The organism is Enterobacter sp. WP_7_1 (assembly GCF_003688535.1).
Classification (GTDB): domain Bacteria; phylum Pseudomonadota; class Gammaproteobacteria; order Enterobacterales; family Enterobacteriaceae; genus Enterobacter; species Enterobacter asburiae.
Genome location: NZ_REFK01000003.1, coordinates 601,732 through 626,390, shown reverse-complemented (window position 1 = coordinate 626,390; position 24,659 = coordinate 601,732). Strand labels below are relative to the sequence as shown.

The following is a 24,659-nucleotide window of genomic DNA, read 5'->3' as shown; positions in this document are numbered from 1 at the left end:
ATTTTTGCCTTCGACAAGGTAAATCTCACCTCTTCCTGCCCTGCCTCACAAAAAAGGTTCCCTGACAAAAACCGACAAAATAACGTGATCTAAATCACACATTTTGACATTAGGTCGGGTATGCTGGAATCACCAAGACGGAAAGACAAGAGGTAAAATTTATGACAATGAACATTACCAGTAAACAAATGGAAATTACTCCGGCAATCCGCCAGCACGTCGCAGACCGTCTCGCCAAACTGGATAAATGGCAAACTCATTTGATTAATCCACATATCATCCTGTCCAAGGAGCCGCAGGGTTTCATCGCTGACGCAACTATCAATACTCCAAACGGCCATCTGGTCGCCAGCGCAAAACACGAGGATATGTACACCGCTATTAACGATTTGATCAACAAGCTGGAACGGCAGCTCAATAAAGTGCAACACAAAGGTGAAGCCCGTCGCGCCGCAACATCGGTGAAAGACGCCAGCTTCGCGGAAGAAGTTGAAGAAGAGTAATCCTTTAAATTGAGTGTACCGCCAACGCGCCTTCGGGCGCGTTTTTTGTTTTTTATTGACAGGGTGAAAACAGTACGGGTACTTTAACGGTATCAATCACAGGATGACTTTATGAAACTTACGCCGTTCTTCTTCGCATTCTTTTTTACCTTCCCCTGACTGGGAGGCGTTTCGTTGCGTGATAAAGAATGCGAAGACGAACAACAAGGCCTCCCACAGCGGGAGGCCTTTTTTATTGATAACGATAAAATGAGACAGGCAACACTATGACACCGGAAAACCCGTTACTGGATCTGCGAGTAAAAATCAGCGCGCTGGATGAGAAACTGCTGGCGCTGCTGGCCGAACGCCGCGCCCTTGCCGTTGAAGTGGGCAAAGCCAAGCTGGACTCCCATCGCCCGGTACGTGATATCGACCGCGAGCGCGATCTGCTGGAACGTCTCATTCAGCTCGGCAAAGCGCATCACCTCGATGCCCACTACATCACCCGGTTGTTCCAGCTCATCATCGAAGACTCCGTTCTCACCCAGCAAGCGCTGCTCCAGCAGCATCTGAATAAAACCAATCCGCACTCTGCGCGTATCGCCTTTCTCGGGCCGAAAGGCTCTTATTCTCACCTGGCCGCTCGACAGTATGCCGCACGCCATTTCGAAGAATTTATTGAGAGCGGCTGTGCCAAGTTTGCCGACATTTTTAATCAGGTTGAGACCGGCCAGGCGGATTACGCCGTCGTGCCGATTGAGAACACCAGCTCCGGCGCCATCAACGACGTCTACGATTTGCTGCAGCACACCAGCCTGTCGCTGGTAGGTGAGCTGACGATCCCTATCGATCACTGCGTGCTGGTCTCTGGCTCAACCGACCTGAGCAAGATCGAAACGGTTTACAGTCATCCACAGCCGTTCCAGCAGTGCAGCCAGTTCCTGAACCGCTATCCGAACTGGAAAATTGAGTACACCGAAAGCACCTCAGCGGCGATGGAAAAAGTGGCGCAGGCTAACTCCCCAACCGTCGCTGCGCTCGGCAGCGAAGCGGGCGGCGCGCTGTATGGTTTACAGGTACTGGAACGCAACCTGGCGAACCAGACGCAAAATATCACCCGTTTCGTGGTGCTGGCACGCAAGGCAATCAATGTGTCTGACCAGGTGCCGGCCAAAACCACGCTGCTGATGGCGACCGGCCAACAGGCCGGTGCGCTGGTTGAAGCCCTGCTGGTGCTGCGTAATCACAACCTGATCATGACGAAGCTGGAATCACGTCCGATCCATGGTAATCCGTGGGAAGAGATGTTCTACCTTGATATCCAGGCCAACCTGGAATCTGCATCCATGCAGAAAGCCCTGCGCGAACTGGGCGAGATCACGCGCTCCATGAAGGTGCTGGGCTGCTATCCGAGCGAGAACGTGGTCCCGGTTGACCCGGCTTAACGTTCGATAAACCGGCTTTTCCTCATCCCTGCCACGTCAACCGGCAGGGTGAAGATGGCTCCGGAGAGCGGATACTTCGCCACCTCGTCCGCATCCATATTTTCCCGCGTGGTGGTAATAAACAGCGTTTTCATGTCATCGCCGCCAAAGCAGACCATCGTCGGACAACGCACCGGCATGCGGTATTCTTCCAGCTGCTCCCCTTGCGGAGAAAAACGTGCAATACGCCAGCCGTCAAACAGCGCGCTCCAGTAGCAGCCTTCCACATCCATGGCAGCGCCGTCCGGTATCCCTTCGCCCTCTTTAAACTGACGAAACACCTCACGCCTGCCGGGTTCGCCCTTCTCATCAAGCGGCGTTCGATAAATAACGCCGTTTGGCGTGTCTGAGGTAAACATCCATTGATTATCCGGGCTAAACGCTAAGCCGTTGTGGCCGTGAATATCGCACTGGATCACTTTCGGCGTCAGGTCGTTGTCGATGCGCATCAGCAGGGCACCGTTGTAATCTCCCGGCCCCCAAAACGTGCCCGCGTAGAATTGCCCAAGAGAATCGGTGCCGCCGTCGTTAAAGCGTGCGAGCTGCGGGTTAGAGGGGTTATCGCACACCTTGCGCTGCAGGAGGCCATGCTTATCGGCAAGCCAGATGCCATTACGCATGGCGACGATAAACCCGCCGCGCTCGCGCAGCGCGAAGCAGCCCACCTCCTCATGGAATGAGAGCACGGTATGTTCTGCCGTCGGCAGATGATAGCGGTGAATCTCCCCTTCCAGAATATCGGCCCAGTAGAGCGCGTGCTCTTCTGCGCTCCACGTTGGGCATTCAGGCAGATGCCCGGTGTAATTCAACAGCAGCTGCGGTTCGGCCATGACAGTTCCCCAAAATAAAAAAAGCCAGCATTGCTGGCTTTCAGTATATACATCATCGCATTACTGGCGACTGTCATTTGCCTGGCGCAACAGCGTCCGGCTCTCACTCTGGAAGCGCTGAGCGTAATCGCCAAACCAGTGCTCGACCTTGCGGAAGCTGTCGATAAACGCCTGCTTGTCTCCGTGCTCCAGCAGCGTAATGGCTTCACCAAAGCGCTGATAGTAGCGCTTGATGAGCGCCAGATTGTTCTCGGAGGACATAATAATGTCCGCGTAAAGCTGCGGATCCTGAGCAAACAGGCGCCCGACCATCGCCAGCTCCAGACGATAGATAGGTGAAGAGAGTGCCAGCAGCTGTTCAAGCTGCACGTTCTCTTCCGCCAGATGCAGACCGTAGGCAAACGTCGCAAAGTGGCGCAGCGCCTGAATGAACGCCATGTTCTGATCGTGCTCGACCGCGCTGATGCGGTGCAGCCGCGCGCCCCATACCTGAATCTGTTCCAGGAACCACTGGTAGGCTTCCGGCTGACGACCGTCGCAGTAAACCACCACCTGCTTTGCCAGGCTGCCGCTGTCCGGGCCAAACATCGGGTGCAGACCCAGCACCGGACCCGTATGCGCAGCCAGCATCGCCTGCAGCGGACCATTTTTGACGGAGGCCAGATCCACCAGGATGCAGTCTTTCGGTAAAGGAGGCAGCTTTTCGATGATCTGCTCCGTCACGTGGATCGGCACGCTGACGATAACCATCCCGGCATCTTTGATGAGTTCCGGGGCATGCCCCCAGTCCTCTTTTTCCAGAATGCGCACCTGATAGCCAGAAAGCGTCAGCATTTTTTCAAACAGACGCCCCATCTGTCCTGCACCGCCGACAATCACTACCGGCCGCAGGGACGGGCAGAGGGTTTTAAAGCCCTTGTCGTTTTCGCTGGAATAGGATTCCCGCATCACGCGACGCAGAACATCTTCAATTAAATCCGGCGAAACGCCCAGCGCCTGGGCCTCTTTGCGACGAGAGGCCAGCATTGAGGCTTCGCGCTCCGGGACGTAAATCGGCAGGCCGTATTTGCTTTTCACCTCACCGACTTCGGCAACCAGCGCCATGCGGCGCGCCAGCAGATCCAGTAGCGCCTTATCCACTTCATCAATTTGATCGCGCAATGCGGTCAATTCAGCAACCATAACTAACCTCTTAAGCCAGACGCGTCGCCAGCTGGCCGTTCAAATCTTTGTGGATCTCACGCAGCAGCGCATCGGTGGTTTCCCAGCTGATGCAGGCATCCGTCACGGAGACGCCGTGCTTCATTGCGCTACGCGGTTGTTCCGACGACTGATTGCCTTCATGAATGTTGCTCTCAATCATCAGACCAATAATCGAACGGTTGCCATCTTTGATCTGTGCGATCACGGATTCAGCAACCGCAGGCTGGCGACGGTAATCTTTATTTGAATTACCATGACTGCAATCTACCATCAGTGCCGGGCGCAGTCCCGCCTGCTCCATCTCTTTTTCACACTGCGCCACGTCCGCCGGGCTGTAGTTAGGTGCTTTCCCGCCGCGCAGGATCACATGGCCGTCCGGGTTGCCCTGCGTTTGCAGGAGACATACCTGGCCCGCCTGGTTGATACCGACGAAACGGTGCGGCATGGCGGCAGCGCGCATGGCGTTGATCGCCGTCGCCAGGCTGCCATCGGTACCGTTTTTAAAGCCAACAGGCATCGACAGGCCCGACGCCATCTCGCGGTGGGTTTGCGATTCCGTGGTACGCGCACCAATAGCCGACCAGCTGAACAGATCGCCCAGGTACTGCGGGCTGTTCGGGTCCAGCGCTTCGGTTGCCAGCGGCAGCCCCATGCTGACCAGCTCCACCAGCAGCCGACGCGCAATCTTCAGGCCTGCTTCCACATCAAACGAGCCATCCATGTGCGGATCGTTAATCAACCCTTTCCAGCCGACGGTCGTACGTGGCTTCTCAAAATAGACGCGCATCACCAGATAGAGGCTATCGCTGACCTCCTCCGCTAACGCTTTAAATCGACGAGCATATTCAATGGCGGTTTCAGGATCGTGAATGGAACAAGGACCGCATACCACCAGCAGGCGCGGATCGCGGCCGGCGATAATGTCAGAAATGGTCTGGCGAGAGTGCTCGATCTGAGCCTCCTGCGCGACGCTCAGCGGAAATTCCGCTTTCAGTTGATCCGGAGTGATTAACACCTGTTCGTCAGTGATATGTACGTTGTTCAGCGCGTCTTTTTGCATGATGGCGATCCTGTAAAGCTCGTTTGCGATAGTTGTTTTCCTCAATGAGGTGAAACCACGATACCATAAAAAGTAAACATTTCAATCCAAAATACGTACACATTACTTTACATGCGCCAATTTATTGCAAAAATCAGCCGATAAAAACGTAAACTTTAAATTACAGACAGGTTTTCTTTAGCCAGGCTATGCTGAAGAAAAAAGGAGAATGGCTATGCGTCCAATTGCTCTCGCGCTGTTGTCGCTGTTTTTAACGGGCTGTCAGATCAATCCTTACACCTTCCAGCCCGACTGGACCAGCCCATCCTGGTTTGATGCAGGTAAAGAAGACGCCATGAATGGCCTGCCGGTTAAAGATAACCAGGCCCTGGCCGATAGTTTTAACGACACACACGTTGATCGTAGCGAATATCTTCGCGGCTATGCTGACGGTCAGAAGAAAGTCTGCGAAGAAGGGTTTATTCACGCCTGGGGATTAGCCGGCAAATCTTTCCCTGCCAGTTGCGATACAGCCGAAAACGCGGCAAAACTGCGTGCGTCATGGCAGCAAGGGATGGATGAAAGTATGCGTTCCAGCAGACTGAATTAATCTAATTTCATCCACCGGAAAATAAACAACAGTAGGATTTAGCTTAGGTCGGCCTCATGCTATTTCTGACATAATGACGGCCCTGATAAACAATGGTATTCTGCCCGCAACTCTTAAGGACATCTATTTCCAGAGCGATGTGGCGGATTCTGGTGAGAAATTTATTCTTGATCTCTTTTTTCCGACTCACTCTGGTGCTAACGCTGTTCCTTATAGTGGGCCCTGCGGCGGCAGGCACACTTACGGAAACGGATAAATCGGTACGCTCGATTGTCTCAGGCATTGTGAGCTATACGCGATGGCCGTCACTTTCCGGGCAGCCTAAACTCTGCGTCTACGCCACTTCTCACTATACGCACGCCCTCAGCGGCGATGAGGGGCATAGCGAGTTACCTTATACTCCCGTTATTGTACGTAACGATCGGGAAGCCCTGGCCGCGACGTGCGATGCGATCTATTTCGGGTCTGAATCACCGGCAAAACAACTTGAATTAATAAGTCAATATCAGGGCAGAGCGTTGCTATTAATCTCAGAGCAAAATCCGGAATGTGTAATTGGCAGTGCCTTTTGCCTGATAATCGATCGCGGACAGGTACGGTTCGCCGTCAACCTGGATGCATTGACGCGCAGTGGCGTAAGAGTCAATCCGGATGTATTAATGCTTGCACGGAATAAGCAGCATGGATAAAGATTTCACTTCAACGCCACGTCCGACGTTTAAAAGAACGTTGAGGCGAAACAGCATGATAAGCGTCATCATCACGATGACGTTAATATGGCTGCTGCTCTGTTTTGCTTCCGTCGTGACGTTAAAACAATACGCGCAAAAAAATCTCGAATTAACCGGCGCAACAATGAGCCACAGCCTGGAAGCGTCGCTGGTGTTCAACGACTCGCTGGCGGCCAACGAAACGCTGGCCGCCCTGGGCAAACAGGGCCAGTTTGCCGTGGCCGAGGTTATTAACGCGCATAAAAAGCGGTTTGCCTACTGGTCCTGGAACCCGGAAGACAACAACGATACGCTGGGCGCACTGGTCAGCCGCTGGCTTTTCCCCGTACCGGTTGCGCAGCCCATCATGCATAACGGCGCAACGATTGGCGAAATTCGCCTTACCGCGCGTGACAGCCTGATCGGCCATTTCATCTGGATGTCGTTTGCCGTTCTGACCGGCTGTATTCTCTTTGCAACCGTCGTCGCACTCACTATTACCCAGTCTTTGCATCACGGGATGGTCACGGCCCTGCAAAACATCACCGACGTGGTGCATGACGTTCGTACTAACCGTAACTTCTCCCGCCGGGTGAAAGACGGCCGTATCGAAGAGTTTCACCAGTTTGGTGAGGACTTTAACAGCCTTCTGGATGAGATGGAGGAGTGGCAACTCAAGCTCCAGGCGAAAAACGCCCAGCTGCTGCGTACCGCCATGCACGACCCGCTCACCGGTCTTGCCAACCGCGCGGCTTTTCGTAACAGCATTGCGGCCTTAATGAACGACCCTTCTGCCAAAACGAACTCGGCCCTGCTCTTCCTCGACGGTGATAATTTTAAGTTTATTAACGACACCTGGGGACATGCGGCAGGAGACTGCGTGCTGATTGAAGTCGCCAGCAGGATGATGGAGTTTGGCGACAAACGTCACCAGGCATACCGCCTTGGCGGGGATGAATTTGCCATGGTGCTGTACGGCGTGCACTCTGAACTTGAGGTTCAACATATTTGTGCTGCGCTATCGCAGCAGTTTATCCGTCCGTTTGATCTTCATAACGGACAAAAAGCATCGATGTCACTCAGCATTGGCTTTGCTCTGGCGTGGGAAAATGCTTCCGTGGAGGCATTACTGGAGAGGGCTGACCGCAACATGTACCAGGTGAAAAACCAGCGTACGAAAACAACAAGTTAGAAGGGATACACTATGTTAAAACGTTACTTCGCGCCGATAGTTCTGGCCTCACTGGTTCTGGCAGGCTGTCAGTCGCCGCCGGAAGGTAAATTTACTCCTGAGCAAATTTCGGCGATGAAGTCTTACGGTTTTAACGAACTGAACGGTGACTGGTCACTTGGCATGTCGGACACCATCCTGTTTGACAAAAATGACGCCAGACTGCGTCCGGAAAGTGAAACGCAGATCCAGTCCATGGCCTCTCGCCTGGCGGAAACCGGCCTGAACCACGCGCGAATGGACGGTCACACGGATAATTATGGTGAAGAAAGCTACAACGAAGCGCTGTCGTTAAAACGCGCCAATGCCGTGGCCGATGCCTGGGCGAAGGGCGCAAATATCCCGCGCAGCAATCTCACCACGCGGGGGTTAGGTCAAAAATACCCGGTTGCGAGCAACAGTACCCCGCAAGGGCGCGCTGAAAACCGCCGCGTCGCAGTGGTGATCAGCACGCCATAGGGTTATTTAGCGGATGTTTCGGCGAGCGTCACCCTGGTTGCCGCTCGCCAGCGCAGCCAGTCCACCAGAACAAACAGCGCCAGACTCACGCCCATGACCGGCAAGGCCAGCCCCAGCAGTACGCTGATTATCAGCGTAACCCCTCTTCCCCACCCTGACAGCGCCAGCCAGCTTTGACAAAGCGTTTGTACCGGACTCACTGCCGACTGTGCCGGACGACGCATCCACCACATCCGGTAACCCCAGATGATGAGCACGCACAGGGCGAGACCGAACGCCACCAGCAGCAGCTGATTCACCAGCCCGAATAAGATCCCCATATGGAAATCTACCCCCCAGCGGGTCAGTTTTGCCATCAGCGGGAAATCCTCGAATCGGGTTCTGTCCAGGACCTGCATCGTCGAAGGATCAACCGCAACGGCGTCCACCTGAGTCGGCCAACTGCGATCGATTTCCGTCACGGTCCAGGCGCTATCCGCCGTTTTTGCCGGGCGGATCTCCAGCCTGTTGGCATCAATTCCTGCGTTACGGGCCGCGCTTAATACTCCGTCAAACTGCGTCAGATCCATCGCCATTTCCGGCATCATCATTCCGCCGTGATGGCCCCGGTGTTCGGCATGCTCATCCACAATCTCCTGTTGGCCGGAAAGCGTCGTGTTCACCTGCGGGGTGAGCCAGTTCAACTCTGCCCGCAGCTTATCGACGTTCCCGCCTGCCCACTGGGACCAGGTCAGGCCGGTTGCAGAGAACAGCAGCATTCCACCCAGCAGACTCCAGCCCAGGGTCACATGCAGGCGACGACGATTCTGGAAGCGATTATTGATCCGCCGTTTGGGTCGAGTATAAAACCACAGGCCAACACCGCCCAGCGCGGCAACCCACATCCAGGAGGCCGCAAGCTCGCTGTAGAGTCGCCCCACATCGCCCAGCATCAGAGAGGTATGCAGATAATCAATGGTCTGACGCAGCGGTAAAATCCCGCTGGTGCCGTATACCGTCATATCTCCCAGCACCGCCAGGCTTACCGGATCAATAAAAATAGCCCGATTCTCCGATGGCCCAAGCGTCGGGTCAGCAAACATCACGCGGGTAGTTTCGCCTTCAGCCAGCCCCGGACGCACGGCGTGCAAACGCACATCCGATCCAACGGTTTTTTCCGCCACGGCGATTTGCTCCGCCAGCGGCTGCAACTCGCCTACGGAATTCGTGTGGAGCGCGTGCCGGTAGAGCGCATTCTCAAGCTGCGGGGTCGCCACATACAGCGTACCGGTCAGCGCGGCAAAGAAGATAAACGGACCAACAAAAAGCCCGACGTAGAAATGGAGGCGACGCAGCAGGTTTCCCCATGCCGCGCGCGGAGTGCAGGTAGTCATACTTTTCCTTTTTAAGGCAGTAAGTTATCGATTTATTTTTTAAAGGGAAAAAGCAGACTGCCGCGGCGGCGCGCGGGTATCAGGGTAAAGCCAGGGGAAAAAGTGCCAGTGGCTGACCGCCTGGCGCGGCGGCTTAACGCGAAGCCTTTGCAGCACCACGCTGAGCAGGACGATCAGCGCCAGCATCACGCCCGGGACATGCGCTAACAGCACGCAGTAGCCGCACGCTTCCGCATGGTCGACAGGCATCGTATGCGGCATATCGCCGTGATGCTCGTCCATCGACATCATGCTCATGTCATGATGCATGCCCGGCATGGCGCTCATGGGATCTTTCTGCAAGGAGACGGAGATAAGCGGCGCTACCACGATCAGCAGGATCGCAAACAGCGCGGTCAAGGCCGCTGCGCGTTTCCGGTTAGGCTGATGCAGTACGTTATCCACGTCCCCTCCATTCAAGAGGCAAGCATTGTAAATGATTTATGACAAAAGGGTTAACGTGAGAAATGCGCAGGGATAAAAAAAGGGCCAGCCTTTCGGCCAGCCCTTTCTAACAGGATGTCGCTTAAGCGAATCTTAGTTCAGACGCTCTTTAATACGAGCAGACTTACCAGTACGCTCACGCAGGTAGTACAGTTTAGCTTTACGTACAGCACCACGACGTTTAACAGCAATGCTGTCAACTACCGGAGAGTGAGTCTGGAAGACACGCTCAACGCCTTCGCCGTTGGAAATTTTACGAACAGTGAATGCAGAGTGCAGACCGCGGTTACGAATAGCGATAACCACGCCCTCGAATGCCTGCAGACGTTTTTTGGAACCTTCAACAACCCATACTTTCACTTCCACGGTGTCACCTGGACGGAAGGAAGGTACGTCCTGCTTCATCTGCTCTTGTTCAAGTTGCTTAATAATGTTGCTCATAATTTAATCTCTTATCCTGGGTAAACTGATATTCGGGAGCGTATTACGCATTCCCATCATGTTCATGCTGCTGGTGCGCGTGTTCTGTTTTGAACTCGGCCAGCAACTTTGCTTGCTCTTCAGTCAGAGCCAGGTTTTCCAGAAGTTCAGGTCTTCTAAGCCAGGTTCGGCCCAGCGACTGCTTCAAACGCCAGCGACGTATCTCGGCATGGTTTCCAGACAGTAACACTGCCGGTACTTCCATCCCTTCTAACACTTCAGGACGAGTATAGTGTGGACAGTCCAGCAACCCATCGGCAAAGGAATCTTCCGTTGCCGAAGCTTCATGGCCCAGAACCCCCGGAATGAACCGGGCGACGGAGTCAATCAGCGTCATTGCGGGTAACTCACCACCGCTGAGAACGTAATCGCCGATAGACCATTCTTCGTCAATCTCGGTTTGAATTACGCGCTCATCTATCCCTTCGTAGCGTCCACAGACCAGAATCAGCTTTTGATTCGTCGCCAGTTCGCTCACGCCCGCTTGATCAAGCTTGCGTCCCTGAGGTGACAGATAAATCACCTTTGCGCCTTCACCTGCCGCGGCTTTTGCTGTGTGAATGGCGTCCCGTAAGGGTTGCACCATCATTAGCATCCCCGGTCCGCCGCCGTAAGGACGATCGTCCACGGTACGGTGCCGGTCATGAGTAAAGTCACGAGGACTCCAGCTCTGGATGCTCAGCAGGCCATTCTTTACTGCCCGGCCAGTTACCCCGTAATCGGTAATCGCGCGGAACATTTCAGGAAACAGGCTAATTATGCCAATCCACATAGCGCCGTCTTTTACCGTTTATCCGGAGAATTTAAAAACCAGGATCCCAATCTACTTCAATGGTTTGAGTAGTGAGATCGACTTTCTTGATAACCTGTCCATCGAGGAACGGAACCAACCGCTCCTTGATGCCAAATGCATCTTTCAGGTTTGCCTTAATGACGAGAACGTCATTTGACCCGGTTTCCATCATATCGATGACTTTACCCAGGCTGTAGCCTTCGGTAGTGACTACCTGGCAACCCATAAGGTCTTTCCAGTAGTAGTCGCCCTCTTCCAGCTGTGGCAACTGCGACGAATCCACGACAATTTCACAATTAGTCAGCGCATTCGCGGCATCACGATCGTCAACGCCTTTCAGCTTGATGATGATGTCCTGATTGTGGTGACGCCAGCTTTCCAGCTCGACCTCTTCCCACTTACCGCCTTTCTGGATAAACCAGGGCTGGTAATCAAAAATGCTATCAGCGTCTTCAGTGGAGGAAAACACTCTGAGCCAACCACGGATACCGTAGCAAGAACCCATTTTTCCCAATACGATCGGTTCAACAGGTGCTTTATTGCTCATCATGACCACCGTGACAGATTAAGCTGCTTTGTTTGCTGCTTTGATCAGCGTAGCAACGCGATCGGAAACAGTAGCGCCCTGGCCAACCCAGTGAGCGATACGATCCAGATCCAGACGAGTTTCTTCTTCTGCGCCAGCGGCCAGTGGGTTGAAGAAACCAACGCGCTCGATGAAGCGACCGTTGCGTGCATTACGGCTGTCAGTCACAACAACCTGGTAGAACGGACGCTTTTTAGCGCCGTGACGAGCTAAACGAATAGTTACCATAACATCCTCTTGTGTGAATAAAACAACCGGGCCCCATCGAGGAACGGAGCCCGGGTGTCATATTAAAAGCCCGAAAATTTTACTCATTTTCGGGCAAAAAGCAATCTCAAAAGCGATTAACGCCCTGGAAAACCGGGTGGCATCATGCCTTTCATGCCGCGCATCATCTTCGCCATGCCGCCTTTCTTCATTTTCTTCATCATGCGCTGCATGTCGTCGAACTGTTTCAGAAGGCGGTTAACGTCCTGCACCTGCATGCCGCAACCGGCTGCGATACGGCGTTTACGGGAACCTTTGATGATATCCGGGTTAGCGCGCTCTTTGAGGGTCATCGAGTTGATGATCGCCTCCATACGCACCAGCACCTTGTCATCCATCTGCGCTTTCACGTTGTCAGGGATCTGGCCCATGCCCGGCAGTTTGCCCATCAGGCTGGCCATGCCGCCCATGTTTTTCATCTGACGCAGCTGCTCAAGGAAGTCGGTGAGATCGAAACCGTCGCCTTTTTTCAGCTTACTGGCCAGCTTCTCGGCCTGCGCGCGGTCAACCTTGCTCTCGATATCTTCGATCAGCGACAGCACGTCGCCCATGCCGAGGATACGGGAGGCAATACGATCCGGGTGGAACGGCTCCAGCGCTTCAGTTTTCTCGCCCACGCCGAGGAATTTAATCGGCTTACCGGTGATGTGACGAATCGAGAGCGCCGCACCGCCGCGGGCGTCACCGTCCACTTTGGTCAGCACTACGCCGGTTAACGGCAGCGCTTCGTTAAACGCTTTCGCGGTATTCGCCGCATCCTGACCGGTCATGGCGTCGACAACGAACAGGGTCTCTACAGGGTTGATAGAGGCATGTACCTGCTTGATTTCGTCCATCATCGCTTCGTCAACGTGCAGACGACCGGCGGTATCCACCAGCAGCACGTCGTAGAATTTCAGCTTCGCTTCTTTCAGCGCCGCGTTAACGATGTCGACAGGCTTCTGCGCCACGTCGGACGGGAAGAAATCTACGCCGACCTGCTCGGCCAGGGTTTCCAGCTGTTTGATCGCCGCCGGGCGATAGACGTCCGCAGAGACCACCAGCACTTTCTTCTTGTGCTTTTCACGCAGGAACTTACCCAGCTTACCGACGCTGGTCGTTTTACCTGCACCCTGCAGGCCCGCCATCAGCACCACGGCCGGCGGCTGAGCCGCCAGGTTAAGCACCTGGTTCTCTTCGCCCATCGCCGAAACCAGTTCATTACGAACGATTTTGACGAACTCCTGACCCGGGGTCAGGCTCTTGTTAACTTCATGACCAACCGCCTTCTCTTTTACGCGGTTGATAAAATCACGAACAACCGGCAACGCGACGTCTGCTTCCAGCAGCGCCATGCGCACTTCGCGCAGCGTTTCCTTGATGTTCTCTTCAGTAAGGCGTCCGCGGCCGCTGATGTTGCGCAGCGTGCGCGACAAACGATCGGTTAAATTATCAAACATTGTCTCTCGCCTGAGTAGAAACGTTGGGCCGCCATGGGCGACACATACACAGAATTTTGCCGGAGTATAACATGAAGGCGCCTTTGTTGTTATGCAACGGTTGGAGCAGGCGTCACGTAACGTTATACTGCTTCTCTTTCTTATTAAGACAACTGTCGATGCCTATATGCCTGTTTTCGCACTGATCGCCCTTGTTGCCTACTCTGTCAGCCTCGCGCTGATCGTTCCCGGCCTGCTGCAAAAAAACAGCGGCTGGCGGCGCATGGCTATTCTTTCCGCGGTAATCGCACTGATTAGCCACGCGTTTGCGCTGGAATCACGCATCATTCCCGGCGACGGCAGCGTGCAAAACCTGAGCGTCCTCAACGTCGGCTCGCTGGTCAGCCTGATGATCTGTACGGTAATGACCATCGTCGCGTCTAAAAATCGCGGCTGGCTGCTGCTGCCGATTGTCTATACCTTCGCGCTGATCAATCTGGCCCTCGCCACCTTTATGCCTAATGAATTCATTACGCATCTGGAGGCCACTCCGGGGATGCTGGTGCATATCGGCCTGTCGCTCTTTGCCTACGCGACGCTGATCATCGCCGCGCTTTACGCCATGCAGCTCGCCTGGATTGACTACCAGCTGAAAAACAAAAAGCTGGCGTTTAACCATGAAATGCCGCCGCTGATGGTCATTGAGCGTAAGATGTTCCACATCACCCAGGTGGGCGTGGTGCTGCTGACGCTGACGCTCTGCACGGGCCTGTTTTACATGAAGAACCTGTTCAGCGTGGAGAATATCGATAAAGCGGTGCTCTCCATCATCGCGTGGTTTGTCTATATTGTCCTGTTATGGGGCCATTATCATGAAGGCTGGCGCGGTCGTCGCGTGGTCTGGTTCAACGTCGCGGGTGCGGGCATTCTCACCCTTGCCTATTTTGGCAGCCGCTTCATACAGCAATTTGCTGGCTAAGTAACAAAAGGAGTTCCCCCTGGAACACATCTCTACCACCACGCTGATCGTTATCCTGATCGTCATGGTGGTCATCTCCGCCTATTTCTCCGGCTCGGAAACCGGCATGATGACCTTAAACCGCTACCGGTTACGTCATCGTGCTAAACAGGGTAACCGTGCCGCCCGTCGCGTTGAAAAACTGCTCCGCAAGCCGGATCGCCTGATAAGCCTGGTGCTCATCGGCAACAACCTTGTCAACATTCTTGCCTCAGCCCTCGGCACAATTGTCGGGATGCGCCTGTACGGCAACGCCGGGGTGGCGATTGCCACCGGCGTGCTGACGTTCGTGGTGCTGGTATTTGCCGAAGTGCTGCCGAAAACCATCGCCGCGCTTTACCCTGAGAAAGTCGCCTATCCGAGCAGCTTCCTGCTGGCACCGCTGCTGATCCTGATGATGCCGCTGGTCTGGCTTCTGAACATGGTGACGCGCGTCCTGATGCGGATGGTGGGGATCAAAGCCGATGTCACCATCAGCAGCGCGCTCAGCAAAGAGGAGCTTCGCACCATCGTGCATGAATCCCGCTCGCAGATCTCCCGACGAAATCAGGACATGCTCCTGTCGGTGCTGGATCTGGAAAAGGTGAGCGTAAACGACATCATGGTGCCGCGTAACGAAATCGTCGGTATCGACATCAATGACGACTGGAAAGCCATCGTTCGCCAGCTGACGCACTCTCCGCACGGGCGCATTGTGCTGTATCGCGACTCGCTGGATGACGCCATCAGCATGCTGCGCGTGCGCGAAGCCTACCGTCTGATGACCGAGAAAAAAGAGTTCACCAAAGAGGTGATGCTGCGCGCCGCCGACGAGATTTACTACGTGCCGGAAGGAACCCCGCTCAGCACGCAGCTGGTGAAATTCCAGCGCAACAAGAAGAAGGTCGGCCTTGTGGTCAATGAGTACGGCGATATTCAGGGGCTGGTGACGGTCGAAGATATTCTGGAAGAAATTGTCGGGGACTTTACCACGTCAATGTCGCCTTCCCTCGCGGAAGAGGTCACCCCGCAAAACGACGGCTCGGTGCTGATTGACGGTAGTGCAAACATTCGTGAACTCAACAAAGCCTTTAACTGGCATTTGCCGGAAGATGAGGCTCGAACCATTAACGGGATGATTCTGGAAGCGCTGGAAGAGATCCCGGCGACGGGCACGCGGGTGCGCATTGAGCAGTACGATATTGATATCCTGGACGTGCAGGACAACATGATTAAGCAGGTGAAAGTCCTGCCCGTAAAACCCCTGCGCGAAAGTATTGCTGAGTAAGGCTGTAGGCCGGGTAAGGCGAAATCGCCACCCGGCACTACGAATGGCAAATTACGCTTTCGCTTTCGCCACGGTCACCATCGCAGCGCGAATGGTACGGCCGTTCAGGGTGTAACCTTTCTGCATCACGCCCAGCACTTTACCGGCTTCCACCTCTTCTGACTCCACCATAGCAATCGCCTGGTGAACGTTTGGATCCAGCGGTACGTCGGTATCGGCAATCACTTCCACGCCAAACTTACGCACCACGTCGAGCATGGATTTCAGCGTCAGTTCGATACCTTCGATCATTGCCGCGTTGTCCGGATTCGCTTTGTCAGCCACTTCCAGCGCGCGATCGAGGCTATCAATTACCGGCAGCAGTTCGTTGACGAATTTTTCCAGCGCAAATTTATGCGCCTTCTCAACGTCCTGCTCGGTACGACGACGCAGGTTTTCCATTTCCGCCTTGATGCGCAGAACACCATCGCGTTCGCGATTCTGTGCTTCTACCAGCTGGGCTTCCAGATTCGCAATTTTTTCATCGCGCGGGTCCACCTGCTCAGCAGATGCGTCTGGCTCTACAGCCTCAACTTCATCGTGCTGTTCCGTGATAATTTCTTCAGGGGCTTGCCCCTCAGGCGTTTTCTGTTCTTTACTACTCATGAATTTCTCCGCGTTTTTCTGCATTCATCTCGCTAACTTCGCTTATTATGGGGATCAGTTTCCGGGATTCAAGGGAACAAGACAGATTGTCATCATTCATCAGGCACAAGGACCTCCAGAAAATGAATAATCATTTCAGGTGTATTGGGATCGTCGGGCATCCGCGTCATCCTACCGCACTAACGACACATGAAATGTTGTATCGCTGGTTGTGTAGCAAAGGCTATGAAGTGATGGTCGAGCAGCAGATTGCGCAGGAGCTGCAGCTGAAGAGCGTCAAAACCGGCACGCTGGCGGAAATTGGCCAACAGGCCGATCTCGCCGTGGTGGTGGGCGGCGACGGCAACATGCTCGGCGCGGCCCGCACGCTGGCGCGCTATGACATTAAGGTCATCGGCATCAACCGTGGCAATCTCGGCTTTTTAACCGATCTCGACCCGGACAATGCGCAGCAGCAGCTGGCCGACGTGCTGGAAGGCCACTATATCAGTGAAAAACGCTTTTTACTGGAAGCGCAGGTGTGCCAGCAGGACTGCCAGAAGCGCATCAGCACCGCGATTAACGAGGTGGTTCTTCACCCCGGAAAAGTGGCGCACATGATCGAGTTCGAAGTTTACATCGACGAAATCTTTGCCTTCTCCCAGCGTTCCGACGGGCTGATTATCTCCACTCCGACCGGCTCAACCGCCTACTCGCTTTCTGCCGGCGGCCCGATCCTGACGCCTTCGCTGGATGCCATCACCCTTGTGCCGATGTTTCCGCACACGCTCTCCGCCCGCCCGCTGGTCATCAACGGCGACAGCACGATACGTCTGCGCTTCTCGCATCGCCGTAACGACCTGGAGATCAGCTGCGACAGCCAGATAGCGCTGCCGATCCAGGAAGGTGAAGATGTTCTGATTCGTCGGTGTGATTACCATCTGAATCTGATTCACCCGAAAGATTACAGCTATTTCAACACATTAAGTTCGAAGCTTGGCTGGTCAAAAAAATTGTTCTGATTTTGCATCCAGTACTTTACTGTATATAAAACCAGTTTATACTGTATGGAAACACAGTTATGGTTTTTCATACAGGAAAACAATTATGCTGGCACAACTGACCATCAGCAACTTTGCCATTGTTCGTGAGCTTGAGATCGATTTCCACAGCGGCATGACGGCGATCACCGGGGAAACCGGTGCAGGTAAATCCATTGCCATTGATGCCCTCGGCTTGTGCCTTGGCGGCCGCGCAGAGGGCGATATGGTGCGCATGGGCGCAAACCGTGCCGACCTGTGCGCCCGCTTCTCCCTGAAAGACACCCCTGCAGCCCAGCGCTGGCTGGAGCAAAACCAGCTTGAAGATGGACGTGAGTGTTTACTTCGCCGAGTGATCAGCAGCGACGGTCGTTCACGTGGCTTTATCAACGGCACGGCGGTCCCGCTCTCCCAGCTTCGCGAACTCGGCCAGCTGCTTATCCAGATCCACGGTCAGCACGCGCACCAGCAACTCGTCAAACCTGAACAGCAGAAAGCGCTGCTCGATGGCTATGCGGGTGAGTACGCGCTTACGCAGCTTATGGCGGAACACTATCGCCAGTGGCATCAGAGCTGCCGTGAACTTGCCCAGCACCAGCAGCAAAGCCAGGAGCGCGCCGCACGTGCGGAGCTGCTGGCGTACCAGCTTAAAGAGCTGAACGAATTCAATCCGCAGCCGGGTGAGTTTGAGCAAATCGACGAAGAATACAAGCGTCTGGCGAACAGCGGTCACCTGCTCTCAACCAGCCAGAATGCGCTCAACATGCTGGCGGATGGCGAAGACGTGAACCTGCAGAGCCAGCTGTATAACGTCCGCCAGCTCATTACCGAACTGGTCGGCATGGACAGCAAGCTTTCTGGCGTCCTGGATATGCTGGAAGAAGCGGCGATTCAGATCTCCGAAGCCAGTGACGAACTGCGCCACTACTGTGAACGTCTGGATCTCGACCCGAACCGTCTGTTTGAGCTGGAGCAGCGCATCTCCCGTCAGATTTCACTGGCGCGCAAGCACCACGTCACGCCGGAAGAGCTGCCGGGCTACTATCAGTCTCTGCTGGAAGAACAGCAGCAGCTTGACGATCAGGCTGACTCGCAGGAAACCCTCTCTCTGGCGGTGAACCTGCATCATGAACAGGCGCTGGCGACAGCACAAAAGCTGCATGAAATCCGTCAGCATTACGCCCAGGAGCTAAGCCAGCACATCACCGACAGCATGCACACGCTGGCGATGCCGCACGGCGTCTTCACCATTGATGTTCGCTTTGAAGAGAACCACCTGACGGCGGAAGGTGCAGACCGCATCGAGTTCCGCGTCACCACCAACCCGGGGCAGCCGCTGCAGGCTATCTCCAAAGTGGCATCCGGAGGTGAACTGTCGCGTATTGCACTGGCGATTCAGGTGATTACCGCGCGTAAAATGGAAACCCCGGCGCTGATTTTCGATGAAGTGGATGTCGGCATCAGCGGCCCAACGGCGGCGGTGGTGGGCAAACTGCTGCGCCAGCTAGGCGAATCAACGCAGGTGATGTGTGTCACCCACCTACCGCAGGTCGCGGGCTGTGGCCACCACCACTTTATCGTCAGCAAAGAAACCGACGGCGAAATGACCGAAACGCACATGAAGCCGCTGGATAAACGTGCGCGTCTGCAGGAGCTGGCACGCCTGCTCGGCGGCAGCGAAGTCACGCGTAACACGCTCGCAAACGCGAAAGAACTGCTGGCGGCATAAACTTTTTCGGGATCTCAGGGTCATACAGAACAACAAAAACGCCGCCAGACCGGTTTCAAAGTGGGGCAAGGTCTATTATCATCGGCATATTACATATGAGCCGCGTTCTGCTCGGGCCCGAAAAGGAATCAAATCACTATGCGTTGTAAAATGCTGACCGCTGCCGCAGCGGTTCTTCTGATGTTGACCGCAGGCTGTTCCACTCTGGAGAAAGTGGTTTACCGTCCTGACATCAACCAGGGGAACTACCTTACCCCTAACGATGTGTCCAAAATCCGTGTGGGGATGACACAACAGCAGGTCGCTTATACACTGGGAACCCCGATGATGTCCGATCCGTTCGGCACTAACACCTGGTTCTATGTATTCCGTCAGAAGCCGGGCCACGAAGATGCGACCCAGCAGACCCTGACGCTGACCTTCAGCAGCGCCGGTGTGTTGACCAACATCGACAACAAGCCTGCCCTGACCAAATAATCAGAAGTCAGAAATGCAAAAAGGTGCTCATTGAGCACCTTTTTTGTTTTTCTTTTATCCCCTCGCCCCTTTGGGGAGAGGGTCAGGGTGAGGGGAAAACACGCTACTTACCCGCTTTCTCCGCACGCTGACGTCGCAGCTCTTTCGGGTCGGCAATCAGCGGACGATAAATCTCCACCCGGTCGCCCTCTTTCACCACATCACCAAGCTTCACCGGACGGCTATAAATCCCGACCTTATTTTTCGCCAGGTCGATATCGCGGCGAAGTTCGAGGATGCCGGAAGCGCGGATAGCTGCCTCAACGGTTGCCCCCTCTTCCAGCGTCACGCGCTGCAGATACTGCTTCTCCGGCAGCGCGTAGACCACTTCTACAGCAATCTTATGCGACACTGTAAACCTCTTTGGCGCGGGTGGTGAACGCCTGAACCATATTCGAAGCCAGTTCTTTAAAGATGCGGCCAAACGCCAGCTCAATCAGCTTATTGGTAAATTCAAAGTCCAGCTGGAACTCGATGCGACAGGCGTCAGCGCTCAGCGGCGTAAACTTCCAGCCCCCCATCAGGGTTTTAAACGGACCATCCACCAGATGCATCAAAATACTCTGATTGCTGGTCAGCGTATTGCGGGTGGTGAACGTCTTGCTGATCCCCGCTTTGGAGACATCCACCGCCGCGGTCATCTGCGTCGGGCCGGACTCCAGAACGCGGCTCCCGGTGCATCCCGGAATAAATTCTGGATAAGACTGAACATCGTTCACTAACTGATACATTTGTTCCGCGCTGTAAGGCACAAGCGCAGTACGGCTAATCTGAGGCATAGCATTTCCCATGGTCACACAACGGACAAATAATAACATTTATCACCTGTTAAAAAAACGCTAAGCCTCATCTCGTGCTAAGATAGCGCGTTAGACCTCACAGGACGCAATGAGGTGACTTTTTGAAATCAGATTACCGACGGCTTTACGACACTTATGACGAAGAAAAAAGCACATAAACCAGGCTCGGCGACCATTGCGCTCAACAAGCGTGCTCGCCACGAGTATTTCATTGAAGAAGAATTCGAAGCTGGCCTTGCGTTGCAGGGCTGGGAAGTAAAATCGCTGCGCGCCGGGAAAGCCAACATCGGCGATAGCTACGTGATCCTGAAAGATGGCGAAGCCTTCCTGTTCGGCGCGAACTTTACACCGCTGACCGTCGCCTCCTCACACTACGTGTGTGACCCAACGCGCACCCGCAAACTGCTGCTGAACAAGCGTGAACTGGAGTCCCTCTACGGACGAATCAACCGTGAAGGTTTCACCGTGGTCGCCCTGTCGCTGTACTGGAAAAACGCCTGGTGCAAAGTGAAAGTTGGCGTCGCGAAAGGTAAAAAACAGCACGACAAACGTACTGACCTGAAAGAGCGCGAGTGGCAGCTGGACAAAGCGCGCATTATGAAAAACGCAGGACGTTGATTCTGCACACTTATTGTACTATTCAATAAGTTAGCGTTCCGGGCTGGTATCCAGGAAGTGAAATCTGGTATACTCAGTTCAACACTATTGGGGCTGATTCTGGATTCGACGGGATTTGCGAAACCCAAGGTGCATGCCGAGGGGCGGTTTGCCTCGTTAAAAGCCGCAAAAAAATAGTCGCAAACGACGAAAACTACGCTTTAGCAGCTTAATAACCTGCTCTGAGCCCTCTCTCCCTAGCTTCCGCTCTTAAGACGGGGATCAAAGAGAGGTCAAACCCAAAAGAGATCGCGTGGAAGCCCTGCCTGGGGTTGAAGCGTTAAAACTAATCAGGCTAGTTCGTTAGTGGCGTGTCTGTCCGCAGCTGGCGTGCGAATGTAAAGACAAACTAAGCATGTAGTACCGAGGATGTAGAAATTTCGGACGCGGGTTCAACTCCCGCCAGCTCCACCAAAATTCTCCATCGGTGATTACCAGAGTCATCCGATGAAGTCCTAAGAGCCCGCACGGCGCAAGCCCTGCGGGCTTTTTTGTGCCCCATTCCCACAGTTCCGTCCATCCCTTTGACAAACATCAACCCCCTTCCCGCATCTCCTGTGCAAAATTACCCACACCACCCAGCGCTACGGAATAGCCGCTCAACCCGGAAGGAACCCCACCATGTACAGACCCATAACCGTTATTATCTTCATTCTTCTGACCCTCGCCGCCCTCGCAGAAATAGGCTTTTTATCCTTTGGATAATCCTCAGGCGAAATATCCCTCATCAGGGCATATTGATCTCATTACAGTTTTTTCCTAAAGCCATCCCGTTTCGCCTGTGCCATGCTGAATCACGCTCATAACCGATAACGTTAAATGAGGATATTATGAAAAAAACAATTATCGCATTATCTGCCGTTCTGCTGGCTTCCCCAGTATTTGCTGCGACCACACATGCAACTGACGATACCGTCGCTGCGGCGAACGCAAACGCCAACGAGGCGAAGCAAAAACTGCACGAAGAGCAGAACAAAGGTGAAGAGCTGAAGCTGAAACAGAAGCATGCTGCGGAAGGTAAAAGCGAGAGCCTGGGCAGCAAGGTCAGCGAAGATTCCCAGAAAGCCTGGCATAAAACCAAACAAGGCACCGAGAAAGGGTGGGATGCCACCAAAGAAGGCGCTGAGAAAGGCTGGAACAAAACCAAAGAAGGTGCCAGCGAGCTGGAAAAGAAAGTCACTGAGTAATCCCTTCGAAAGGCCGCAGACGCGGCCTTTTTTATTCCCTCCCGCCCTGCTCCCTGAAGGCTAAACTTGTCTCAGGAGGGCACCGTCATGAGCCACAAAGAAACCGCACCAGAAACCCAGGGCGTTACCGTTGAACTACTCTCCATCGTCGATCTGGGCCCGGAGATCGCAGGCATGGACGGTCGACAGCTTCGCATGCGCAGGGTAACGCTCGCCCCCGGCGCGGTCTTTGGTCCGGTGCACGATCATATCGATCGCCCCGGTACCGTTTTTATCCTTGAGGGGACCATCACCGATCATCGTAACGGTATCGCCACCGATTACGGCCCCGACGTCGGCTGGCCGGAAGACCATAATACGGTCCACTGGCTGGAAAACCGGGGCCCGGTGACCGCCGTCGAAATCTCGGTGGATATCGTTAAAACAGCCTGACGCATAAAAGCCGAATAGATCCCGGGGGTGACGCGTTTACTCCCTGCCCCCCTAAAAGAGATCCTGAGATGCTGCGACGCCTGGTAATAGTGCTTGTTTTGGTTTGTCCGTGGGCGATGGCTGCCCCGAAGAGCTACATAATCGACACCGATAACACCGCCATTCGGCTATCGTGGCATGCCTTTGGCGGTATCCTCTCCTGGGCGACGTTCAGCGGCGTGACGGGCGCCGTGACGCTCAATCCGGAAAACGACGTCGACGACCATATTCACGTCACCATTCCCGTAGCGACTCTCGTAGCCTCAAACAAGCTGCTCACCTGGCAGCTGAAAAGCGACATGTTTTTTGAATCCGAGCGCTACCCGACTATCGAGTTCATCAGCTCACGCGTGGTTGCCCAGGGCGACGGGCGGTTCAGGGTGTTCGGCACGCTGACCGTACGAAACATTGCGCGCCCGGTGATCCTGGAAGCCATCGTGAAAGACCCGCACGCGCAGGCCCTCACCCTGGATGCCACGACGGCGATCTCGCGCGCGTCCTACGGGATGGATAAGTTTGCGCTGGTCGTGGACGATCGTATTGCCATCGCCATTGCGATTAAGACGAACGACGTGCCGTCATCCTGAGATGAGCCGCTGTAGCTGCTCCGCGTTTCCCCGCAGGTGAGACGGCGGGTTGCGGCCAATCAGGACAAACTGGTAGCCCGCCTCCTGCCACCACGCCAGGTTCATGCCGTGCCGCTGCTCCTGGCGCAGAGAGGCCGTCGTCTTCTCATCTACAGGAGAGATACAGAGCGCCATCGGGCCGTAGTCGGCGTTGATCCAGGCAATCTGCGCGATCGAGGTGGTTTCATAGCGCAGCATTCGCACCATTTTCAGCTCTGCCCCCTGCAGGACGAGCTGCGACATGTGCAGCTTCATGCCGATGTCCTGCGCGGCTCGTTCCAGCCCGCGCTGCAGGACCGGCGTTGCGCTGTCCATATCCAGCAGCGTCTCGACGCTGTACAGGGACATATATTGCGCTTCGAGGTCGCGAATATGGGCGTTCTCATCCGCTGGCGCGGAAGCGGGCCGCAGCAGGTAGCCCAGCCCTGAACCGACCATCAAAAAGCTGACCGATGCGGCAATCAGCGCCCGCCTGCTGACGCCAGCCGGCGCTGAGGACTGTGGATCGGGAATCGCTGCCAGACGCGCCTGCATTGTCTCCAGAGGTGCCTCATCCAGCAGAGAGGCAAACGCCCCGGCGAAATCCTGGCTGCTTTTCATCAGTTCGGCGGTTCGCCCGGAGAGGCGTTCGTCACTTTTCAACTGTTCTTCAAATTGCTGCGCGTCGGCGCGGCACATCTCGCCATCTATCCATGCCACGATAGCGTCGTCGTTATAGGGCGGTGCAAAACGGTATGAGTTCAAGAGCGTTTCTCCTTTACCGGAGGCAGTGCGTCAGCGGACCTGGCAAGCCGAGCCCGCGCCGTCGCCAGCCGGCTCATCACGGTGCCGATAGGCACCGCCAGGGTCTCCGCCGCCTCCTGGTAGGTAAAGCCTTCGACATAAACCAAAAATACCGCGTTGCGCTGGGCTTCAGGCAGCGCGTTGACGCGCTGCATCACCTTCATATAATGCAGGCGCGTCTCATCCTGTTCGCGGGTGTCCGGCGCCAGAAGCTCGTCGCTGGCCACAAATCCCTGCCCCTGACGCACGTGTCGGGCCCGAAGCTCAGAGATCCAGATAGAGTGCAGTATCGCGAACAGCCACCTGTCGATGCGCGTGCCCGGCGTATACTGGCTGCTCCGTTCAAGCGCACGCACGCAGGTGGACTGAACCAGCTCTTCGGCGATATCCCTGTTTCGCGACAGCACCAGCCCATAGCGCCAGAGACGCGCCAGGTGTGCGGCTAACTGTTGACGAACCTCACTGGTAGCGATGTGTTTTCCCTCCACGA

Annotated in this window: 31 protein-coding genes, 1 other RNA gene and 1 other annotated feature; of the genes, 17 read left to right on the top strand and 15 right to left on the bottom strand. The window is 54.8% G+C overall.

The features are described 5' to 3' along the window. The first annotated feature begins 161 nt into the window (after window positions 1-161). The 3 genes from raiA to pheA all read left to right on the top strand — a co-directional run bounded on the left by raiA (window position 162) and on the right by pheA (window position 1,930). Complete coding sequence (gene raiA, locus BJ885_RS16285) at window positions 162-503, top strand: ribosome-associated translation inhibitor RaiA (RefSeq protein ID WP_003863162.1); 342 nt, start codon at window positions 162-164, stop codon at window positions 501-503. A 110-nt stretch (window positions 504-613) separates the two neighbouring features. Next, window positions 614-739 (top strand) — a sequence feature (Phe leader region). Then, window positions 615-662, top strand: a complete 48-nt coding sequence (pheL, locus tag BJ885_RS16280) for a pheA operon leader peptide PheL (RefSeq protein WP_100249759.1) — start codon at window positions 615-617, stop codon at window positions 660-662. Its footprint overlaps the feature before it by 48 nt. Before the next feature lie 30 nt (window positions 740-769). Next, window positions 770-1,930 (top strand): bifunctional chorismate mutase/prephenate dehydratase, encoded by a 1,161-nt coding sequence (pheA, locus tag BJ885_RS16275; RefSeq protein WP_029741028.1) that lies wholly within the window; start codon window positions 770-772, stop codon window positions 1,928-1,930. On the opposite strand, the gene BJ885_RS16270 is transcribed toward pheA, so the two are convergent. Genes BJ885_RS16270 through aroF form a run of 3 tightly spaced genes read right to left on the bottom strand, consistent with a single transcriptional unit; the run spans window position 1,927 to window position 5,062 of the window. Then, window positions 1,927-2,799, bottom strand: coding sequence for an SMP-30/gluconolactonase/LRE family protein (locus tag BJ885_RS16270; protein ID WP_121932325.1), 873 nt, complete (start codon window positions 2,797-2,799; stop codon window positions 1,927-1,929). The two genes, pheA and BJ885_RS16270, sit on opposite strands and share 4 nt — an antisense overlap. Before the next feature lie 60 nt (window positions 2,800-2,859). Next, on the bottom strand, window positions 2,860-3,981 hold the full coding sequence (gene tyrA / locus BJ885_RS16265; RefSeq protein WP_121932324.1) for a bifunctional chorismate mutase/prephenate dehydrogenase: 1,122 nt from the start codon (window positions 3,979-3,981) through the stop codon (window positions 2,860-2,862). A gap of 10 nt (window positions 3,982-3,991) precedes the next feature. After that, window positions 3,992-5,062 (bottom strand): 3-deoxy-7-phosphoheptulonate synthase AroF, encoded by a 1,071-nt coding sequence (aroF, locus tag BJ885_RS16260; protein ID WP_023308871.1) that lies wholly within the window; start codon window positions 5,060-5,062, stop codon window positions 3,992-3,994. Between the two features lie 214 nt (window positions 5,063-5,276). Here aroF and BJ885_RS16255 point away from each other — a divergent pair, with 214 nt between their 5' ends. The 4 genes from BJ885_RS16255 (at window position 5,277) to BJ885_RS16240 (ending at window position 8,051) form a co-directional block, all read left to right on the top strand. After that, on the top strand, window positions 5,277-5,651 hold the full coding sequence (locus tag BJ885_RS16255) for a DUF2799 domain-containing protein (RefSeq protein WP_047646188.1): 375 nt from the start codon (window positions 5,277-5,279) through the stop codon (window positions 5,649-5,651). A gap of 152 nt (window positions 5,652-5,803) precedes the next feature. Next, a complete protein-coding gene (locus BJ885_RS16250) occupies window positions 5,804-6,340 on the top strand; it encodes a YfiR family protein (protein WP_032665127.1) in 537 nt (178 codons plus the stop codon). Further along, on the top strand, window positions 6,333-7,553 hold the full coding sequence (gene dgcN / locus BJ885_RS16245) for a diguanylate cyclase DgcN (RefSeq protein WP_029741024.1): 1,221 nt from the start codon (window positions 6,333-6,335) through the stop codon (window positions 7,551-7,553). The genes BJ885_RS16250 and dgcN overlap by 8 nt, the downstream gene beginning before the upstream one ends. Window positions 7,554-7,565: 12 nt before the next feature. After that, on the top strand, window positions 7,566-8,051 hold the full coding sequence (locus BJ885_RS16240; RefSeq protein WP_029741023.1) for an OmpA family protein: 486 nt from the start codon (window positions 7,566-7,568) through the stop codon (window positions 8,049-8,051). A 2-nt stretch (window positions 8,052-8,053) separates the two neighbouring features. Here the strand turns inward: BJ885_RS16240 and BJ885_RS16235 are convergent, their stop codons facing one another. From BJ885_RS16235 to ffh, 7 genes are all read right to left on the bottom strand, one after another. After that, a complete protein-coding gene (locus BJ885_RS16235) occupies window positions 8,054-9,424 on the bottom strand; it encodes a PepSY domain-containing protein (protein ID WP_121932323.1) in 1,371 nt (456 codons plus the stop codon). 39 nt (window positions 9,425-9,463) lie between these two features. Then, on the bottom strand, window positions 9,464-9,868 hold the full coding sequence (locus tag BJ885_RS16230; protein WP_047646190.1) for a DUF2946 domain-containing protein: 405 nt from the start codon (window positions 9,866-9,868) through the stop codon (window positions 9,464-9,466). Between the two features lie 132 nt (window positions 9,869-10,000). Continuing rightward, window positions 10,001-10,348 carry a 50S ribosomal protein L19 gene (gene rplS / locus BJ885_RS16225; protein WP_002914145.1) on the bottom strand — a complete coding sequence of 116 codons (348 nt, stop codon included), beginning with the start codon at window positions 10,346-10,348 and terminating at the stop codon, window positions 10,001-10,003. A 43-nt stretch (window positions 10,349-10,391) separates the two neighbouring features. Then, window positions 10,392-11,159 (bottom strand): tRNA (guanosine(37)-N1)-methyltransferase TrmD, encoded by a 768-nt coding sequence (trmD, locus tag BJ885_RS16220; RefSeq protein ID WP_014832949.1) that lies wholly within the window; start codon window positions 11,157-11,159, stop codon window positions 10,392-10,394. A gap of 31 nt (window positions 11,160-11,190) precedes the next feature. Continuing rightward, window positions 11,191-11,730, bottom strand: a complete 540-nt coding sequence (rimM, locus tag BJ885_RS16215) for a ribosome maturation factor RimM (RefSeq protein ID WP_029741020.1) — start codon at window positions 11,728-11,730, stop codon at window positions 11,191-11,193. A 15-nt stretch (window positions 11,731-11,745) separates the two neighbouring features. After that, window positions 11,746-11,994 carry a 30S ribosomal protein S16 gene (gene rpsP / locus BJ885_RS16210; protein ID WP_003863133.1) on the bottom strand — a complete coding sequence of 83 codons (249 nt, stop codon included), beginning with the start codon at window positions 11,992-11,994 and terminating at the stop codon, window positions 11,746-11,748. A 116-nt stretch (window positions 11,995-12,110) separates the two neighbouring features. Continuing rightward, entirely contained in the window at window positions 12,111-13,472 is a 1,362-nt protein-coding gene (gene ffh / locus BJ885_RS16205) for a signal recognition particle protein (protein WP_014884878.1), read from the bottom strand. A 166-nt stretch (window positions 13,473-13,638) separates the two neighbouring features. On the opposite strand from ffh, the gene BJ885_RS16200 reads away from it, so the two are divergent. After that, on the top strand, window positions 13,639-14,430 hold the full coding sequence (locus BJ885_RS16200) for an inner membrane protein YpjD (protein WP_014884879.1): 792 nt from the start codon (window positions 13,639-13,641) through the stop codon (window positions 14,428-14,430). 19 nt (window positions 14,431-14,449) lie between these two features. Further along, entirely contained in the window at window positions 14,450-15,736 is a 1,287-nt protein-coding gene (locus tag BJ885_RS16195; protein ID WP_121932322.1) for an HlyC/CorC family transporter, read from the top strand. A gap of 51 nt (window positions 15,737-15,787) precedes the next feature. Here BJ885_RS16195 and grpE read toward each other — a convergent pair whose 3' ends face one another. Continuing rightward, entirely contained in the window at window positions 15,788-16,381 is a 594-nt protein-coding gene (grpE, locus tag BJ885_RS16190; RefSeq protein WP_023308880.1) for a nucleotide exchange factor GrpE, read from the bottom strand. 122 nt (window positions 16,382-16,503) lie between these two features. Here grpE and nadK point away from each other — a divergent pair, with 122 nt between their 5' ends. The 3 genes from nadK to bamE all read left to right on the top strand — a co-directional run bounded on the left by nadK (window position 16,504) and on the right by bamE (window position 19,606). After that, window positions 16,504-17,382 carry an NAD(+) kinase gene (nadK, locus tag BJ885_RS16185; protein WP_008502500.1) on the top strand — a complete coding sequence of 293 codons (879 nt, stop codon included), beginning with the start codon at window positions 16,504-16,506 and terminating at the stop codon, window positions 17,380-17,382. A gap of 85 nt (window positions 17,383-17,467) precedes the next feature. Then, entirely contained in the window at window positions 17,468-19,129 is a 1,662-nt protein-coding gene (recN, locus tag BJ885_RS16180; protein ID WP_029741017.1) for a DNA repair protein RecN, read from the top strand. Between the two features lie 138 nt (window positions 19,130-19,267). Continuing rightward, window positions 19,268-19,606 (top strand): outer membrane protein assembly factor BamE, encoded by a 339-nt coding sequence (bamE, locus tag BJ885_RS16170; protein WP_023308883.1) that lies wholly within the window; start codon window positions 19,268-19,270, stop codon window positions 19,604-19,606. A gap of 103 nt (window positions 19,607-19,709) precedes the next feature. Here bamE and BJ885_RS16165 read toward each other — a convergent pair whose 3' ends face one another. Continuing rightward, entirely contained in the window at window positions 19,710-19,997 is a 288-nt protein-coding gene (locus BJ885_RS16165) for an RnfH family protein (RefSeq protein ID WP_121932320.1), read from the bottom strand. Beyond that, on the bottom strand, window positions 19,987-20,424 hold the full coding sequence (locus tag BJ885_RS16160) for a type II toxin-antitoxin system RatA family toxin (RefSeq protein ID WP_024908332.1): 438 nt from the start codon (window positions 20,422-20,424) through the stop codon (window positions 19,987-19,989). Before BJ885_RS16160 ends, BJ885_RS16165 begins: the two co-directional genes overlap by 11 nt. Window positions 20,425-20,580: 156 nt before the next feature. On the opposite strand from BJ885_RS16160, the gene smpB reads away from it, so the two are divergent. The 5 genes from smpB to BJ885_RS16135 all read left to right on the top strand — a co-directional run bounded on the left by smpB (window position 20,581) and on the right by BJ885_RS16135 (window position 23,347). Continuing rightward, the gene (gene smpB / locus BJ885_RS16155; protein WP_008502505.1) at window positions 20,581-21,063 is read left to right on the top strand and encodes an SsrA-binding protein SmpB; all 483 of its coding nucleotides are present in this window, start codon (window positions 20,581-20,583) and stop codon (window positions 21,061-21,063) included. An 89-nt stretch (window positions 21,064-21,152) separates the two neighbouring features. After that, window positions 21,153-21,516: a transfer-messenger RNA gene (gene ssrA, locus BJ885_RS16150) on the top strand. 416 nt (window positions 21,517-21,932) lie between these two features. Beyond that, window positions 21,933-22,289: a hypothetical protein gene (locus BJ885_RS16145; RefSeq protein ID WP_029740047.1), complete on the top strand. Its 357-nt coding sequence runs from the start codon at window positions 21,933-21,935 to the stop codon at window positions 22,287-22,289. 87 nt (window positions 22,290-22,376) lie between these two features. After that, complete coding sequence (locus BJ885_RS16140) at window positions 22,377-22,721, top strand: cupin (protein WP_121932319.1); 345 nt, start codon at window positions 22,377-22,379, stop codon at window positions 22,719-22,721. A 68-nt stretch (window positions 22,722-22,789) separates the two neighbouring features. Further along, window positions 22,790-23,347: a YceI family protein gene (locus BJ885_RS16135; RefSeq protein WP_121932318.1), complete on the top strand. Its 558-nt coding sequence runs from the start codon at window positions 22,790-22,792 to the stop codon at window positions 23,345-23,347. Here BJ885_RS16135 and BJ885_RS16130 read toward each other — a convergent pair. Then, a complete protein-coding gene (locus tag BJ885_RS16130) occupies window positions 23,339-24,130 on the bottom strand; it encodes an anti-sigma factor (protein WP_121932317.1) in 792 nt (263 codons plus the stop codon). The genes BJ885_RS16135 and BJ885_RS16130 overlap by 9 nt on opposite strands. Further along, a complete protein-coding gene (locus tag BJ885_RS16125) occupies window positions 24,127-24,657 on the bottom strand; it encodes an RNA polymerase sigma factor (protein WP_121932316.1) in 531 nt (176 codons plus the stop codon). The genes BJ885_RS16130 and BJ885_RS16125 overlap by 4 nt, the downstream gene beginning before the upstream one ends. Window positions 24,658-24,659: the final 2 nt, after the last annotated feature.